The 15,641-nt window shown below is 44.0% G+C and carries 14 protein-coding genes; 4 read left to right on the forward strand and 10 right to left on the reverse strand.

The window, feature by feature from the left end; all coding sequences use genetic code 11:
* Positions 1–40 precede the first annotated feature (40 nt).
* Positions 41–490 carry a DinB family protein gene (locus DQQ10_RS10200; protein ID WP_112746762.1) on the forward strand — a complete coding sequence of 150 codons (450 nt, stop codon included), beginning with the start codon at positions 41–43 and terminating at the stop codon, positions 488–490.
* Positions 491–721: 231 nt separating this feature from the next.
* The gene (gene mtaB / locus DQQ10_RS10205) at positions 722–2,059 is read left to right on the forward strand and encodes a tRNA (N(6)-L-threonylcarbamoyladenosine(37)-C(2))-methylthiotransferase MtaB (RefSeq protein ID WP_112746763.1); all 1,338 of its coding nucleotides are present in this window, start codon (positions 722–724) and stop codon (positions 2,057–2,059) included.
* Positions 2,060–2,478: 419 nt separating this feature from the next.
* Here mtaB and DQQ10_RS10210 read toward each other — a convergent pair whose 3' ends face one another.
* Positions 2,479–3,135 carry an ABC transporter ATP-binding protein gene (locus tag DQQ10_RS10210; RefSeq protein ID WP_112746764.1) on the reverse strand — a complete coding sequence of 219 codons (657 nt, stop codon included), beginning with the start codon at positions 3,133–3,135 and terminating at the stop codon, positions 2,479–2,481.
* Between the two features lie 70 nt (positions 3,136–3,205).
* On the opposite strand from DQQ10_RS10210, the gene sucC reads away from it, so the two are divergent.
* Complete coding sequence (sucC, locus tag DQQ10_RS10215; protein WP_112746959.1) at positions 3,206–4,417, forward strand: ADP-forming succinate--CoA ligase subunit beta; 1,212 nt, start codon at positions 3,206–3,208, stop codon at positions 4,415–4,417.
* A 54-nt stretch (positions 4,418–4,471) separates the two neighbouring features.
* Positions 4,472–5,344, forward strand: a complete 873-nt coding sequence (locus DQQ10_RS10220; protein WP_112746765.1) for a hypothetical protein — start codon at positions 4,472–4,474, stop codon at positions 5,342–5,344.
* A 238-nt stretch (positions 5,345–5,582) separates the two neighbouring features.
* Here the strand turns inward: DQQ10_RS10220 and DQQ10_RS10225 are convergent, their stop codons facing one another.
* From DQQ10_RS10225 to DQQ10_RS10260, 9 genes are all read right to left on the reverse strand, one after another.
* The gene (locus DQQ10_RS10225) at positions 5,583–7,319 is read right to left on the reverse strand and encodes a polysaccharide biosynthesis protein (RefSeq protein ID WP_245970361.1); all 1,737 of its coding nucleotides are present in this window, start codon (positions 7,317–7,319) and stop codon (positions 5,583–5,585) included.
* A 202-nt stretch (positions 7,320–7,521) separates the two neighbouring features.
* Positions 7,522–7,731 carry a hypothetical protein gene (locus DQQ10_RS27755; protein WP_133259607.1) on the reverse strand — a complete coding sequence of 70 codons (210 nt, stop codon included), beginning with the start codon at positions 7,729–7,731 and terminating at the stop codon, positions 7,522–7,524.
* Positions 7,731–11,687: a T9SS type A sorting domain-containing protein gene (locus DQQ10_RS10230; protein WP_112746767.1), complete on the reverse strand. Its 3,957-nt coding sequence runs from the start codon at positions 11,685–11,687 to the stop codon at positions 7,731–7,733. Before DQQ10_RS10230 ends, DQQ10_RS27755 begins: the two co-directional genes overlap by 1 nt.
* Positions 11,606–12,730 carry a DegT/DnrJ/EryC1/StrS family aminotransferase gene (locus DQQ10_RS10235; protein WP_112746768.1) on the reverse strand — a complete coding sequence of 375 codons (1,125 nt, stop codon included), beginning with the start codon at positions 12,728–12,730 and terminating at the stop codon, positions 11,606–11,608. The genes DQQ10_RS10230 and DQQ10_RS10235 overlap by 82 nt, the downstream gene beginning before the upstream one ends.
* 95 nt (positions 12,731–12,825) lie before the next feature.
* Positions 12,826–13,230, reverse strand: a complete 405-nt coding sequence (locus DQQ10_RS10240; RefSeq protein ID WP_112746769.1) for an exosortase F system-associated membrane protein — start codon at positions 13,228–13,230, stop codon at positions 12,826–12,828.
* A complete protein-coding gene (xrtF, locus tag DQQ10_RS10245; RefSeq protein WP_112746770.1) occupies positions 13,217–13,759 on the reverse strand; it encodes an exosortase family protein XrtF in 543 nt (180 codons plus the stop codon). Before xrtF ends, DQQ10_RS10240 begins: the two co-directional genes overlap by 14 nt.
* A 23-nt stretch (positions 13,760–13,782) precedes the next feature.
* Positions 13,783–14,418 carry an acetyltransferase gene (locus DQQ10_RS10250; protein ID WP_112746771.1) on the reverse strand — a complete coding sequence of 212 codons (636 nt, stop codon included), beginning with the start codon at positions 14,416–14,418 and terminating at the stop codon, positions 13,783–13,785.
* Positions 14,415–15,032 carry an acetyltransferase gene (locus DQQ10_RS10255; RefSeq protein WP_112746772.1) on the reverse strand — a complete coding sequence of 206 codons (618 nt, stop codon included), beginning with the start codon at positions 15,030–15,032 and terminating at the stop codon, positions 14,415–14,417. The genes DQQ10_RS10250 and DQQ10_RS10255 overlap by 4 nt, the downstream gene beginning before the upstream one ends.
* Positions 15,019–15,624, reverse strand: a complete 606-nt coding sequence (locus tag DQQ10_RS10260) for a sugar transferase (protein ID WP_112746773.1) — start codon at positions 15,622–15,624, stop codon at positions 15,019–15,021. The genes DQQ10_RS10255 and DQQ10_RS10260 overlap by 14 nt, the downstream gene beginning before the upstream one ends.
* Positions 15,625–15,641 lie beyond the last annotated feature (17 nt).

The raw sequence follows: 15,641 nt of genomic DNA on the forward strand, positions 1-15,641 counted from the left end.
TCTGGTTCGCTTTCCCTTATTCATCAAAATTACTTCGCCTATGAATCCCGTCATCGAATCATTAGTAGAGCTCTTCGACCGTGATCTTCAAAAATTAGAAGACGAGATTAAGGCTTATCCGGATGAGGCACTCCTTTGGAAAGCCGTGCCGGGAACCACCAACCCGGGTGGAAATCTTGCCCTGCACTTATCTGGAAATCTCCAAAACTACTTTGGCGCTGTGTTGGGAAATACGGGCTATAAGCGAAACCGGCCGCTCGAATTTTCCGCCAAGGATGTTCCAATTTCAGAAGTCGTAAAAGAAATCAAAGCTGCTCGGGCTGCGGTCAAAAAGGTACTCCTCGATACCAAGATTGAAGATTTCACAAAAATATACCCTGAAGAAATCTTCGGAAAGCCCATGACATACATGTTCTTTTTCAACCACCTGTATGGCCACCTCAACTATCATTTAGGCCAAGTCAATTATCACCGGAGAATAGTGAAGTAACCTTAAGGATCAAGGCTTGTATTTGCTTCATGCAAATTAGGGCAATGCCCCGAGGCGGGGCCCGGGCTATCCGCTATACTCCTCGTCCCTAGCTCAGCCCAACGCTACTGCGGGGTGTCGCTCCTATCCCTATTGCTTGCAACTAGGTTCCAACACTTGATCACATTTTCTATCTTTGTCCCGTACTGGTAAGAGGCCACTTTGGAAACCAGCTAACGAAGGCCGAAGGAAATGAAAAAAGTCGCTTTTTATACATTAGGATGCAAGTTAAACTACTCAGAGACATCAACGATCTCGAGGATGTTTGAAGAAAAAGGCTATAAAAAGGTCGATTTCAACGATACCCCTGACATTTTTATTATTAATACGTGTTCGGTGACCGAGAATGCGGATAAAAAATGTCACAAGATCGTACGCGAAGCGCGAGCAATTTCACCCGATGGGTATGTGGCGATCATCGGATGTTATGCACAGTTAAAGCCGAAAGAGATTTCCGAGATCCCAGGCGTTGATGCCGTACTTGGTGCCGCCGAAAAGTTTAGACTTCACGAGCTTCTTGATGGCTTCGTTAGAAAACCTGATGCTCAAGTATTCGCTTCCGAAATCAATGAAGCAAAACGTTTCAACACCTCCTACTCCGCCAACGACCGCACCAGAACTTTCCTCAAAGTCCAGGACGGCTGCGACTACTCCTGCACTTTCTGCACCATTCCTTTAGCGCGCGGAAACAGCAGAAGTGACAGTATCGCCAATATTATCGAAACTGCCCGCGAGATCGCAGCTACCGAAGTTAGGGAAATAGTTCTTACCGGTGTGAATACCGGCGACTTCGGACTTCAAGACGGAAAACGCGTTGAACGATTTATAGATTTAATCAAGGCACTAGACGAAGTAGAAGGCATCGACCGCTTCCGGATTTCATCGATAGAGCCAAACCTACTAACCGACGAGATTATTGAATTCGTGGCTTCTTCTAAGAAGTTTGTCCCGCATTTCCATATTCCGTTACAGTCGGGCTCGAACAAGATTCTACGGTTAATGCGCCGGCGCTACCAACGCGAACTCTACGTTGAGCGTGTCACAAAAATCAAAGCGCTCATGCCACACTGCTGTATCGGCGTGGATGTGATCGTAGGATTCCCGGGTGAAACACAGGAAGATTTCCTGGAGACCTACCAATTTTTGAACGACATCGACATCTCCTATCTCCACGTATTTACCTACTCAGAAAGAGAAAATACACTGGCCGCAACAATGGAAGGGATTGTTCCCGGAAATCACCGCGCTGATCGATCAAAAATGCTCCACATTCTCTCGGACAAAAAAAGACGTAAGTTCTACGACGATAACCTCGGGAAGGAAGGGACAGTCTTATTCGAGAATGATGTTGAAAACGGAATGATGCACGGCTTCACAGAGAATTACATTCGGGTGTCCGCCAAGTATGACCCCATTCTCATCAACGAACTTAAAGCAGTGAAACTGATATCGGTGAACAGCATTGGACATGTGGAGGTCGAAGAGGCCGACACTGAGATATTAAAGCACTTACCCCAACATCGCTTGTAAGGCAGATCAACGATTTACAAAAAAGCTCACCGCTTAACCGTGCGGAGAGAAATATCAGCTAGCTTTCGTTGATTGTATTATGCGGCAATCAAATTCCTTATTTGGCAAAAACATACCGTTGACAGTCAATGTTTTATTAGCGCATCCAAAACAATTGCGCTAACATTCTTAATGCGCAAATCTCAATCGCTGCGAGTCGAAAATGGAACTCTTTATCAAACTCCTTACATCGCTATGTTATTGGGTTACTCTTAGAAGTGCACGTCGTTTCTTGCCAATATCTTTGTATCACTGATTAAGATTTACACCAAGATTTTTTATATCGGGAGCCTACTTTAACCTAACGGGTAAAGATCTGGAGAGAACCACGAATGAAGCGATTGATGCTGTGCTGGGTTCTCTCCTTTCTTTTTTTAACATTAGACTTTCAATCTTCCGTCGGCAATTTCCACTCTCCGGTCTGCCATTTTCGAAAGTTCTTCATTATGGGTTACGATCACAAAGGTTTGCCCCAATTCACTCCTTAGCTTAAAGAAGAGATTATGGAGTTCAAGCGCATTCTTGGAGTCAAGGTTTCCGCTTGGTTCATCCGCTAAAATCATCTTCGGTGAATTAATCAACGCTCTTGCGACTGCGGTTCTTTGTTGCTCTCCCCCAGACATCTCTGATGGCTTATGGTCCGCCCGTGAAGCCAGGCCCAGCCTATCGAGTAACTCAAGACCTTTTTTTCGAACAGATGCCTCGTTAGATGAATTTCCGATTAACCCAGGAATCATCACATTCTCCAGTGCGGTAAATTCCGGCAACAGATTATGAAATTGAAAAACAAAACCAATGGTTTGATTCCTGAAGGCCGATAACGCCTTGGGTGAATACGCAAATACATCGGCGTTATTAATCAGCACCTTTCCTTTATCCGGAGAATCAAGTGTTCCCATGATATGAAGAAGCGTACTCTTTCCCGCGCCAGATGCTCCAACGATGGCAACAACTTCCCCTTGCGCGATCTCAAGATCGATACCCTTTAAGACTTTCAACTGCCCATAAGATTTCTCGACCTGGCTGATCTGTAGCATTATTTTGAATTATTCGGTTTTCTTGAAATAAACCATGAAATACGCTAGTTTCGCCCAAAACAAAAAATCCATGAATATTCACGAATACCAGGGTAAGGAAATTCTTAAGCGTTACGGCGTAGCCATTCAACGTGGTATTGTTGCCGACAATTATGACAGTGCAATCGCCGCGGCGAAAGAGCTTCAAGCAGAAACTGGTACCAAGTGGTTCGTGGTGAAGTCACAAATTCACGCGGGTGGTCGTGGTAAAGGAACCGTGAAGGAAACAGGATCTAAAGGTGTTGTTCTTGCAAAAAGCATTGCTGAAGTTCCGGAGAAAGTAAAAGGTGTATTGGGTGGAACGCTTGTCACCATCCAAACGGGTCCTGAAGGAAAAAAAGTAAACAAGGTTTTAATTGCCGAGGACGTATACTACCCTGGCGAGAACGAACCGAAAGAATATTATATGAGTATCCTTCTCGATCGCGCTACAGGGTCACCTGTTATCATGGCATCGACTGAGGGAGGAATGAATATTGAGGAGGTAGCTGAAAATCATCCAGAAAAAATCATCAAAGAATGGATTGATCCCGCAGTCGGACTTCAACCATTTCAAGCTAGAAAACTCGCATTCGCTTTAGGATGGGAAGGCAACGCATTTAAAGAAGGCGTTAAATTTATCAACTCCTTATATAATGCATACCTGGGTCTTGATGCGTCGATGTTTGAAATCAACCCTTTGCTTAAAACCTCTGACAACAAAATTATCGCTGTCGATGCAAAAGTAAACCTTGATGAGAACGCACTCTATCGTCATAAAGATCTTGCCGAACTCCGCGATGTAACAGAAGAAGATCCATTGGAAGTTGAGGCTGGCAAATCCGGCTTGAACTACGTGAAGCTTGATGGTAACGTGGGGTGTATGGTAAACGGCGCCGGGTTAGCAATGGCTACCATGGACATCATCAAACTTTCTGGTGGTGAGCCTGCAAACTTCCTCGACGTAGGAGGTGGCGCAAACGCAGAAACGGTTGAAGCCGGATTCCGTATCATTTTGAAAGATCCGAACGTAAAGGCGATTCTTATCAACATCTTCGGTGGTATCGTTCGCTGCGATCGGGTTGCAAACGGTGTCGTTGAGGCATACAAGAAAATTGGCAATATTCATGTACCGATCATTGTAAGGCTTCAGGGTACTAACGCTGAAGAAGGCGCGAAGATCATAGAACAATCTGGCTTGAAAGTTTTCTCAGCTATTCTATTAAAAGATGCCGCTAAAAGAGTAAAAGAGGTTTTGGCCTAATAATCAGGCGGGTATCGTTTTTAATTGTTTATATTGTTGAAAAATTTGCCGTTGATGAGGAGTTTCAAAATACTCGTTTTTACTATTGTAACCTTTGCCCCGTTCTTTGCAGATGCACAGAGCTTCTTTGCCATACGAAGAAACAGAAATCTTCTTGTTGGATTAGGTTCAGGCACTGCTAACTACTACGGGGAGATGGTCAACCCTGGTGAATTTGGGATTATTAAACCCAATATTACGGTGAGTGCTGAATATTATTGGCTACCTCGCATCAGCTCCAGGGCTCAACTGACATGGTTCCAATTTTCTGGAGATGATTCAAAAGCGGATGATGATAGACGAGAAAGAAACTTGTCGTTCACGTCGAGTAATATCGAGTTAAGTGTGATTGGCGTGGTTCACCTCTCCCCTATGGGTACGCGATTTTATCAAAGATCGCCTCTTGACATCTACGGCTTTTTGGGGTTTGGCCTTTTGCGCTTTAATCCAAAAACCGTCGCACCTGACGGCGAAAAAGTAGCACTCGCTCCATTGCAAACTGAAGGCGTAAAATACAGTCGCATCCAACCTGTCATTCCTGTTGGTTTAGGTGTGCGAGTTAAGGTTGATCCATTCTTTAATATACTCGTAGAAGGCGGATACCGCCTAACATTCACAGACTATCTTGATGACGTCAGCATCAAGCGCTACCCTGATCCAGCGATACTCAGCAGTGATCTTGCGAGGGCACTGTCAGACCGAAGACCTGAAATCGGTACACAACCTGACAGACCCCAAGAAGTTGGTGTACGCGGTAATCCAGATGAAAACGATGGTTATTTTATTGCGAACATAACGCTGCAATACTACCTACCAACAGAAATTTTCAGAAGTTCACAACACAAGCTTTACCGATCAAAACGGAAATTCTGGAACAGACGCCGATAAATAGTTTTAAGGAATAGAATTAAAATAGCACCCCGTCACGAATTTGTCGGGGTGTTTTAGTTTTTACCTATATAGTATAAAGAAACATTTCACACAACCGTGTGTAAGTCAAGATCGAATTGATTGAGATTAGGTAACACTGCTGATATCAGAGTATCAAATTATCACAACGTTGAAAGAGTACCGCGCGGAGAAACTGATGACTAGTCGAAACACAAAATTCAGAAGTCTATAAAAATTACCCCTGAGGCAGATCGAGAACCTCAAAACGAGAGTAGTTACTCTTGTACTCAGGAACAATCTCCTTCATGAGCGTCACCATCTTATGCTCATTCTTGTCGTTGATAAAATCCTCTAGTAGGTCTAAGTTTCGGCATACCTCATCATATTGATATTCGGAGACCTTTGCCTTTAAGATCTTTTCATTGTGTGTAGGAATCGTATTCTCTTGATCGTTCAGCAACTCTTCATAAAGTTTTTCTCCATCACGAAGCCCCGTAAATACAATCTCGATGTCTTTATTAAGTTCCTTACCAGAAAGCATAACCATTTTTCTAGCGAGATCATAAATCTTGATCGGCTTGCCCATATCAAAGATGAAAATCTCACCTCCTCTACCCATTACACCGGCTTCAATTACCAACTCACATGCTTCAGGAATGGTCATGAAAAATCTCGTGATCTCAGGGTGGGTAACCGTAATCGGTCCACCTTTCATTAATTGCTCTTTAAATATAGGAATGACGGATCCATTCGAACCAAGTACGTTGCCAAAACGAGTTGTTACAAATGACGTATTCCCGAGGGCCAATGAGCTATTGTATCCGTTCAGTGACTGCACGTAGATTTCCGCAATTCGTTTGGTGCATCCCATCACATTAGTTGGATTCACTGCCTTATCGGTAGAAATCATGACGAATTTCTTAACCTTATGGCGCACTGCGGTATCTGCAAGATTCTTTGTCCCAAATATGTTAACCGCTACCGCCTCGGACGGATTGCTTTCCATCATGGGAACGTGCTTATAAGCTGCGGCATGAAACACCATTTCTGGCTTAAAATCGTTGAATATCCTATCAATCCGCTCTTTATTACAGATATCAGCGATACAAACAATCAATTTTGTTGGCAACCCCTTACTTCGTAGTTCACGCTCAATATCAAACAGTGGTGATTCTGCTTGATCAATGATAATCATTGTTGTTGGTCTAAACGTGATTATTTGGCGTGCTAACTCAGAGCCAATAGATCCCGCTGCTCCGGTAATACAAATTACCTTTCCCTGGAGTGCATTCTGAATAGTCCCATTATTGAGTTTAATCACCTCACGCCCCAGCAGATCCTCAATGTTAATATCACGAATTTCCTTCACGTCGAAATCGTTCCGAAGCCACTTATCAAAAGACGTTACATAGCTAACACGAACTCCATGCGCCAATGCCTCATCCACAATCTCATTCTTTCGGTCTATGGAAAGATTCTTTACGGCAATGACAAGTCTTTTGACTGCATGCTTCTTGACGAGGTCATTTAGTTTATCTGAATTATAGATCTTCGTTCCGTTGATTTCTTTCCCATTCTTTTGGACATCATCATCCATAAATGCGACAAGTTTGTACGAGCTATGAAGATCCGCTTCAATCGCTTGCTTTGTAAGAAAACCTGCCACGCCGGCACCGAAAACCACCACAGGAACCGAAGTCCCAGAGTTCGTTTTATATAGTGTGAACAGATTCTTCACCAGAATGCGATATTGGTATAGCAACAAACTTGAAATGAAGAACGCGATGAAAACTACAGAGAAGGGTATGACATTTTTCCCTGTATTGTAATAATACACGAGGTTTACAATTACAATCATCGACACGCTGAGCAACTCAGTTCTGATGATACGCAGACCATCTTGGATGCCAGTGTAACGGACGATCCCTGCGTAGCTTTTTGTAATTAACGTTGATGCAAAGGCGGCTACCATTGTCAGAATTATTCCTGACAGTGGCTTATATGAAATAACCTCACTAATGTGAAAGTTGAAACGAAGAAGGAAGGCAAGGCAGACAGAGGTAAATATTAAGAACTGGTCGATTAAAATAACCACCCACCTCGGCAACACCGTGAGCTTATTGAGCACTTTTACCAAAGAATTCTTATTTAGTAATACGCAGATTAACTAAGTGTTAATCTTTTTGTTTTCTATTCCTTCTAAAGATATTATATCCTCCGAGAGCACCGCCCGCAGCAATGAGCCATTCAATACCTGTGAAAGGCACCGGATCGCCTGGAGGATCTGGATCACCAGGTTGTGCCTGGACAAGTACTGGCAGACACATGACGATCGCCATTACTAGCACATGAAAAAGGACCTTATGGTTACAACGGTTATTCATTACTTCTTTATGATTTTAAGCGTACTTCGACCCGTTTGGGTTACAAACATATTCAAAAAATAGATACCTGCAGGCATTCCCTCAAAATCAACCATAAGCATACCGCTGTTTCGCTGAACATTCATCGATTTGGTTTGACCTAAATTATCAGTAATAGATACCGTTGTTCCCTCAAAGTTAGCAACTTTTACATACATGTATCGCTCAACAGGATTTGGATATGCAACAATCGCACTTGCTTCCGATTCCGATTTCAATTGAATCTTGAATCGATCTGTTCGCGCTGTCGCCGGATCATTTGTGATGGTAAACGTATAGGGTTTATCGAGTGAAACTATCGTATTCGTATACTGATCTATCAGGTAATAACTGTAGTCATCAAAATCACCATTCCGCTCTCCCAACGATAAAGTGTATTGTCGCGCTTCAAGGTCACGTATTCCGAGTGCAATAATCAAGTCGTTATCGACCGAATGCCGGGCATTAATGGCCATTGCAACCTTATCGTCGCTTAACGTGTACAAGTCAAATGCTTCATTATCCAATTTAGGAGCATCCAAATCATCGAGCGTGTTCTGCGATTCAGACCTAAGCTTGACAAAAGCTTTATCCGTTAACACCCCGTCACTCAACAGGATTGGCAAAGTACTCACGACTATTGGCGTAGGTGGCGTCGTGTCTTCCCTGTAAAACTCGCCAGCAGTATTCGCTGTAATCACTTTTGCATTTTCTGTGATACGAAGCACTGGATTTGCAGCCGTGGCCCTAACCCAAAATGCTTGTCCCTGAGCAATTCGACCATTGGTCAAATCGCCAGAAGTTCCGTCCCAATAACGCATCATTCCCCCGGCGCCGTTGTCGCGCACAGAAATGATGGGAGAAATTCTAGTCTTCGCCCAGCCCATGTCCCAATCGATTGTACATGGATACGGATTTCCGATAAGGTTATAACCATCGGCCGTAGCGTCGCCAGTGTTCGTATATGTTAAAGAATACGTAAATGTACCTTGGTTAATCGGTCCTGTGACGTCGATAATCGTTGGACTATCACAACGTCGTATAAATGCCGCATAGCCTCTACCAACAACCAACGGATTACTTGCCGAAATACCCACCGTTGGGTATGCTACATAACCTTGATCCACATTTCCTGGAGGTGTTTCATCGTAGTAATATAACGATGGCTGAGTTTTGATAAATGAAAAACCACAAGAAGCAGAGCCGTTGCTTGGGTTGGAAAATGTCCCCGTGATTGGAAAGTCATCTTGCCACGACGCTACCGTTGCATTGGTAACTGGAGAGCTGATATACCGATAAATCCTTCCTTCTCCACTCATGAACCTCTGGACAGTTACGTCTCCTGTAACAGTGTTTGTACCCAAGCGATAAATTTGAGAGGTCCCCGGCGCCGTTGCTGTCCCTTCTGCGTCGCTCGTTGAGATGAGCGTTAAGAAACCGTTTGATTGAAAATTACAATTGGCCGTAGGCGATACAAAATTCAAATAACCGATCAATCCAGTTGGTCCCGTCAGTTGAACGTTGCCACCAGATTTTGAAATTGTAAGATTAAAGAAATTCGATCCCCCGGCCGACACGGTTTGGAGTGCAGCACCGTTCAATATTGTCGTGGTTGTCGATGGGGCAAAAGTACTTCCAGTTGCAAATGCAATATTTCCTGAAACATTCAAATTGACAACGGTCGACAACGATGCCGTGTTTGTCGCGGCGATGTTCGCAAAAACCGCTGTACTTGTCCCGGAAATGGCCGTTGTTCCATCAAATGTCACGGTGCTCGTTCCAGGTATGAAATTTCCTGCATTATCGATCCAACTTGCGCCACGCATCCGTATTGCATGCGTGGATCCCTGCAACACACCGCGTGTAAACGTTACCACACCGTTAATTGTAAGATCTTGTGAAAGTTGAAGTATATCCGTTGATTGATTTGTATTTATTGTCAGACTTCCCAACGCATTAAGCTCAGAAGGTGAAGGAAGTTCTAATCCCGTACTAAAAGTGGCTGGACTTCCTGCAACACTTGTGGTTCGATATATCACATTAAAAGCATCGGTTGGACCGTGTAATGCACGCGCACCTAAAAGTTGAGCTGTGGGCCAGCGTGACACAGTAGCACCCGCAGCGAGTGTCAACCCTGATGCGTTGTTAGCATCTCCGTTCACCAAATTTAACTGCGATGTAATGGTCACCGCGCTGTTAATACCGATCGCAGCGCCTGCGCCAGTTCTATTAAGCGTTAAGACGCCTAGTACATTGTTTGATACGCCGAATGGAAGTGTCCCGAAATTTCCTCCTGATGTGCCTCCGACTACCACGACGGAGTTGCCATCGCCTCCAAGCACGCCACCTATAGAAGAGATGGTGCCATTCAGGTTAAGTCGTCTGTTTCCAATGAACAACTGACCGCTTCTCAACTCTAAATGTCCTGCAATGGTCATTTGTGCGGTCGTTCCCTGAAACAACGACACGCCGTTGGGATTATCGATAACGGTGGTGACATCAGCGGTTGCCGGCTGGCCATCGCCCATAAATTGAGCACTAGCACTCCGATAAATTATCATTGACCCAGGAGAAAAAACACGCAAGGTATTGGTTGTTCTTATATTTCCGAGCGTGGTCGAATTCCGGATCGCTCCTGTCGGTTCAGTAGACCCAACAATGAGCGTTCCATCAAGAATAAAGTTTGCGCCTGAACTTGATAAGGGATAGATCGAAACATCAAGAATTGTCGCGGCACTGATATAGTAGTTTATCCTATTAATAACAGACCCCGTATTTACAAATGTAGTTGCACCCGCGCGAAGGAATCGAAGGTTACCTGATGCTGTACTGCCACCAGACTCGGTAATTTGTCCTGATGTTAGGTTAAAATTGCCATTGAGGTTGAATGTTGACGTGCCCGTAGATCCGCTCGATCCCGCCATAAAAATCCGACCTCCAGGCGCGTTCATATTAAAATCACCGGCAAGGTTAATCGTAAAACTTCCGATGTTTGTAAGTAAAGAGCCGTTTACATTGGTGGACGTGAAATTAAAATTTCCTCCAATGTCCAATACTCCCCCGGCGCTTGTGGTCGAAAAGTTAAATCGTGCCGTGCCTGCAATTGAAAAATTACCATCCACATCAAAAGCCACGTTACTTTGACCGATTGTGAGTTGCGTAAAGCTTGTCCCTGTGCTTAAAACAGAAAAATCACCGTTAACATCAGTGATCAATCCATTGAAATTTACGGTGCTGCGCTGAAGGGTACAGTTATAAACAAAATTGCCATACGTCTGACTCCAAGCTGTTGATGTAAAGTTTAGTATGGAGAGGTTGGTATATCCTTCAATGATAAAGTTTGAGGTCGTCGCCCACGTGGCAACCAGCGGAATACCTTCCGTTGCCGTATAACGATGACGATAGGTAGATGCTGCACCAAAAGTAACAGTAGCGCCCGTCTGAGTGACCGTTGCCAAATTCCCCATTATGAATTCGCCATTGACGACCAATGTATTGCCCGGATTGATTAACAAATCTGTTCCAGCGCCATTGGACAGTGACAAAGAGCCGCCGTTGGCGATTGTAAGGGCCGCATTAGCAATCACCTCGTCAACTGTCACAGCGTAACCGTTCGGAATGGTTACTGCATGATTTAATGTAATCACCCCTGCTGTCGAAGTCGGGCTCACACCCGTGCTCCAAACTGTGGGATCATCCCAGGTACCCGCCTTGATGGTATTTACTTGGGCATGTAGGTGCAGAGAGAGGGTAAAAAGAATTAAAGCCAGCGATAGTTTCTTCATGCGTATATTCTCAAAATCACTCCAAAAAATAGAATCAAAACTTAATGCTTCCCAATTCGAAAATGTAACCGTTAATGGGATAATAGTGAATGAATTACGTCCGCAACGCGCTGCAATTCCTCCGTGGTCATATTCGAACCTGAAGGTAAGCATATACCTTCATTAAATAAGCGTTCTGAAGTGCCATTTGTGTATGCCGGACATCCTTCAAAAATTGGCTGGAGATGCATCGGCTTCCACAGCGGTCTACTTTCGATATTTTCACGCTCCAATTTTAGCCTCATATCTTCACGTGATATCCTTCCTTTGATTACAGCCGTGGTCAGCCAACGGTTTGAATAAAACCCTTGAGGTTCAGATAAAAATTGGATTTCCCGACGGTCCGCAAACGCATTCCTGTAAAAATCATAATTTTTACGTCGCTGGGCAACGCGTTCGTCCAGCACCAGCAATTGACCACGTCCGATGCCCGCCAGAATGTTGCTTAGGCGGTAATTATATCCGATATGAGAATGCTGATAGTGTGGAGCAGCGTCTCTTGCTTGTGTCGCCAAAAAGCGCGCTTTTTCGATCCAAGCTGTATTTCTGGATACTAAAGCGCCGCCCCCAGAAGTTGTAATGATCTTATTTCCGTTGAAAGAGTAAATTCCAAGATCGCCAAATGTACCGAGTGCCTGCCCGAAGTATTTAGAACCTAACGCTTCCGCGGCGTCCTCCACGACCGGAACTTCGTATTTTCGAGCTACCTCTAAGATCTCTTTGATTTTTGACGGCATCCCATAAAGGTGAACCAAAATGATGGCTTTCGGCTTTTTACCGCGCTTGATTCGATCCGCTATAGCTTCCTCTAAAAGCACTGGATCCATGTTGTACGTATCCGCTTCGGAGTCAACAAAAATTGGTGTTGCTCCCTGATACCGGATCGGATTACATGATGCCGAAAATGTGAATGAAGAACAAATGACCTCATCCCCTGCTTCTACTCCTAATACGATCAAGGCCAAATGAATGGCGGCAGTGCCGGATCCGAGCGCAGCACATGCGTCGATTTTATTATACATCGCTAATTCGCGTTCAAAAGCGGTGATGTTCGGTCCCACGGTAGATACCCAATTGGTATCAAATGCTTCTTTTACAAAATCTGCTTCACGCGTGCCCAAATGTGGCGATGAGAGGTATATCTTCGGTTTTTCCATAATCGAGTGCGAAGTACGGGATTCACATTATCAAAAAAAAACTTTGTGCAGGCAGGAAATTCATCTCAAGGTCAATCTGCTTCAATGCCAAGAGTTTATTTAGCGGCTTGACGCTCTTGAATAAAAAAAGCCGGAATAAGAATCAGCATTAACAATGGATTTACAATCAGCCGATGCAGGTACGAAACCAGTGGCCCATTGTAGGTTGGAAAATTCAGTTTCAGAATAAAATAAGGGAGTAAGAATAGAACGACCCCGATTACTTGAACATAAAAAGCGAAAATCACAAAGTTTCTTTTGACAAAAAGTGCATAGATTAATCCGATCATTAGGAGATCATTCAAAATATAGCGGATCGCTTTATTGGCTAAGAAAATTCTCACGTCTGACCCTCCTCCCGCAATCTTCAGGAATGCGGCGTGTTGGAACAGAAACGTACAACACAATCCTGCTACGCATAGAATGCCAATGAATACGCGCAACGATTTAGTTGGGTTCATGCTTTAGCTTTTTGTTGACACGTAGCCAAATAAACCAGAGCAAAAAAATAGCACCATACACGAGGGCCGTAAGTAAGTACTTATGAAAGAAATAAAGATTGTGGGGATAGTCTCTGGATATAAAGAATAAAAGACCGATGCGAAATAAATTGATTGCATGGATTAGGAGAATGCCCCCTGGTACGAACCACCACATTTTCCTATTGAATTCTCCGATAGCCACAGTGAACGCGAGAAATACGATCATCACATTAAACCCGTTACAACCTTCAAATACGCTTACAATCGGTCTATCCTGGCGGATCACAACGGAGGGGCTAGTGGAACTTGGATAGCATGACACGGGAGAAGCGATCACATCAATGATCGCCGTCGTTTGATTTGTAACAAACACAGTGATTGGATCTGCCGCAGGGTGGTAAGTTGTAATGAACGTCCCGTAGAGTAAATTGCCAAGAAGATAAACACCCAGGAATTTCCCTATAAAAAAAATCGTCGGCTTAAAATCTTTCCAATGAAATGCGGCCATTGCGAAATCCTTTTGTAATCAATTCATTTTTTCAAGATGCTTTTCGCTGGAACACCAACAACTGTTTTGCCGGGCAAGACATTTTCCAGCACAACCGCCCCTGAACCGACAACAGCGTCATCTCCAATACGAATGCGATTCAAGATGTTTGCACCACTTCCAATCATCACCGCTGATGCAATTTCGACTTGACCGGCAATATTCACACCCGGCATCACCGAAGTGAAATCTCCGATGACGGCATCGTGTCCAACCGTTGCATTTAAATTTATCAGGACGTGCTGGCCCACCCGAATCGATGTAGTCAAAATGCTGCCTGCTGTAATAATTGTTCCTCGCCCAACATCAATTGTACTTGCATCACAAAGAACCGCGCGTGGATGAATGATGGTAACAAATTCGATGTTTGTATTCTGTTTAATTTTATTAACGATATCACGTTTGATTAACGGATTTCCTATTGCAACAACGACTGACGCCGCCTTGAGCGTTTCTAAATATTTCGTATCACCCAATATTGGAGCCCCCATTACAGTAGTACCGACAGGCACGTGATCATCGCAAAATCCCGACACATTCCATTCTGGCAAAACATCGACGATGGTTTTAACTTCGCGTCCAAGTCCTCCGGCTCCGAAAATAATGAGTGATTTTTTCATTTCGGCTCATTGAATTTAAGAACCCGCGCAGGGTTACCAGCGATGATGGCATAGTCAGGTACATCACGTACAACGACAGCCCCTGCTCCTGCAACCACGCCCTTACCGATTTTTATCTTGGGTCGTACAACAGCATTCGCACCAATAAGTGCTCCCTCTCCTATTTCTACCCCCCCACAGAGTACTGCGGATGGCGCAATGTGAACATAGTCACCGATCACGCAGTCGTGATCTACTTGACTTCCCGTATTTAGAATAACATGTTTCCCTATTACCGCGCCCGCTTGAACAATTGCACCGTGCAACAGCATACTCCCTTCACCAATTGTAGCATATTGAGAACAGATTACTGAAGGATGTTGTGCGATGAAATAGCGATGTTTCACTTCATGTCGTGCAATTCGTTCGCGAACTGCGTTATCGCCGATTGCAATAATCACCGGCACGTCGGTATGCAATGCAGATTGATAGTTTCCTAGACAGGTTAATCCCAATAAGTTACCTTGATGGGGATCGAAGAACCCTTTCACAATAGTTCCCTGTGACTGCAAACAGTCCGCGACAACTTTGGCATGTCCACCACCGCCTACTAGTATAACTTCAGTTATTGCCATCGAATTTTCTCATCGTTACAGAACCTTCACCGCTTATCCCTTCTGCTTTAAACACTTTTATCACCGTTAAAAATAACACTTTAATATCGATCAAAAATGATATATGCTCAACATACCAAACGTCGTAAGCAAACTTTTGCTGCCACGAAAGTGCATTTCTACCATGCACCTGAGCCCAACCTGTAATGCCCGGTTTTACATCGTGCCTGCGTTTTTGTTCCGTCGAATAAAGCGGAAGATACTCAACCAGCAACGGTCGGGGTCCAACAATTGACATATCGCCCATCAACACATTTAACATTTGAGGGATTTCATCAAGTGATGTCTTCCGAATGAATTCTCCCACTGGTGTGAGACGCTCTGCGTCTGATAAAAGATTCCCTTGTGAATCCTTTTTATCATTCATGGTTTTAAACTTGAACACCGTGAAAACTTTCCCCTGGTATCCAGGACGCGCCTGTCTAAAGAAAATCTTACCTCGATTATATATTGATAATAATATGACTACCGGCAATGTCACTGGTAAACTCAGCAAGAGCACAATGATGGCAACGAGTTTATCAAAAAAGACTTTAACAATAGTTTTATACACGTCTATATTATTTTAAC

The organism is Pseudochryseolinea flava (assembly GCF_003286915.1).
GTDB lineage: Bacteria > Bacteroidota > Bacteroidia > Cytophagales > Cyclobacteriaceae > Ohtaekwangia > Ohtaekwangia flava.

What these genes read in the sequence shown, in the direction of transcription:
- DQQ10_RS10200 (WP_112746762.1), top strand. Translation starts at nt 41, where the DNA reads ATGAATCCCGTCATCGAATCATTAGTAGAGCTCTTCGACCGTGATCTT.
- DQQ10_RS10235 (WP_112746768.1), bottom strand. Translation starts at nt 12,730, where the DNA reads ATGGAAAAACCGAAGATATACCTCTCATCGCCACATTTGGGCACGCGT.
- DQQ10_RS10225 (WP_245970361.1), bottom strand. Translation starts at nt 7,319, where the DNA reads ATGGTAGCCGCCTTTGCATCAACGTTAATTACAAAAAGCTACGCAGGG.
- DQQ10_RS10220 (WP_112746765.1), top strand. Translation starts at nt 4,472, where the DNA reads ATGAGGAGTTTCAAAATACTCGTTTTTACTATTGTAACCTTTGCCCCG.
- DQQ10_RS10210 (WP_112746764.1), bottom strand. Translation starts at nt 3,135, where the DNA reads ATGCTACAGATCAGCCAGGTCGAGAAATCTTATGGGCAGTTGAAAGTC.
- DQQ10_RS27755 (WP_133259607.1), bottom strand. Translation starts at nt 7,731, where the DNA reads ATGAATAACCGTTGTAACCATAAGGTCCTTTTTCATGTGCTAGTAATG.
- mtaB (WP_112746763.1), top strand. Translation starts at nt 722, where the DNA reads ATGAAAAAAGTCGCTTTTTATACATTAGGATGCAAGTTAAACTACTCA.
- DQQ10_RS10240 (WP_112746769.1), bottom strand. Translation starts at nt 13,230, where the DNA reads ATGAACCCAACTAAATCGTTGCGCGTATTCATTGGCATTCTATGCGTA.
- xrtF (WP_112746770.1), bottom strand. Translation starts at nt 13,759, where the DNA reads ATGGCCGCATTTCATTGGAAAGATTTTAAGCCGACGATTTTTTTTATA.
- sucC (WP_112746959.1), top strand. Translation starts at nt 3,206, where the DNA reads ATGAATATTCACGAATACCAGGGTAAGGAAATTCTTAAGCGTTACGGC.
- DQQ10_RS10255 (WP_112746772.1), bottom strand. Translation starts at nt 15,032, where the DNA reads ATGGCAATAACTGAAGTTATACTAGTAGGCGGTGGTGGACATGCCAAA.
- DQQ10_RS10250 (WP_112746771.1), bottom strand. Translation starts at nt 14,418, where the DNA reads ATGAAAAAATCACTCATTATTTTCGGAGCCGGAGGACTTGGACGCGAA.
- DQQ10_RS10230 (WP_112746767.1), bottom strand. Translation starts at nt 11,687, where the DNA reads ATGCTTACCTTCAGGTTCGAATATGACCACGGAGGAATTGCAGCGCGT.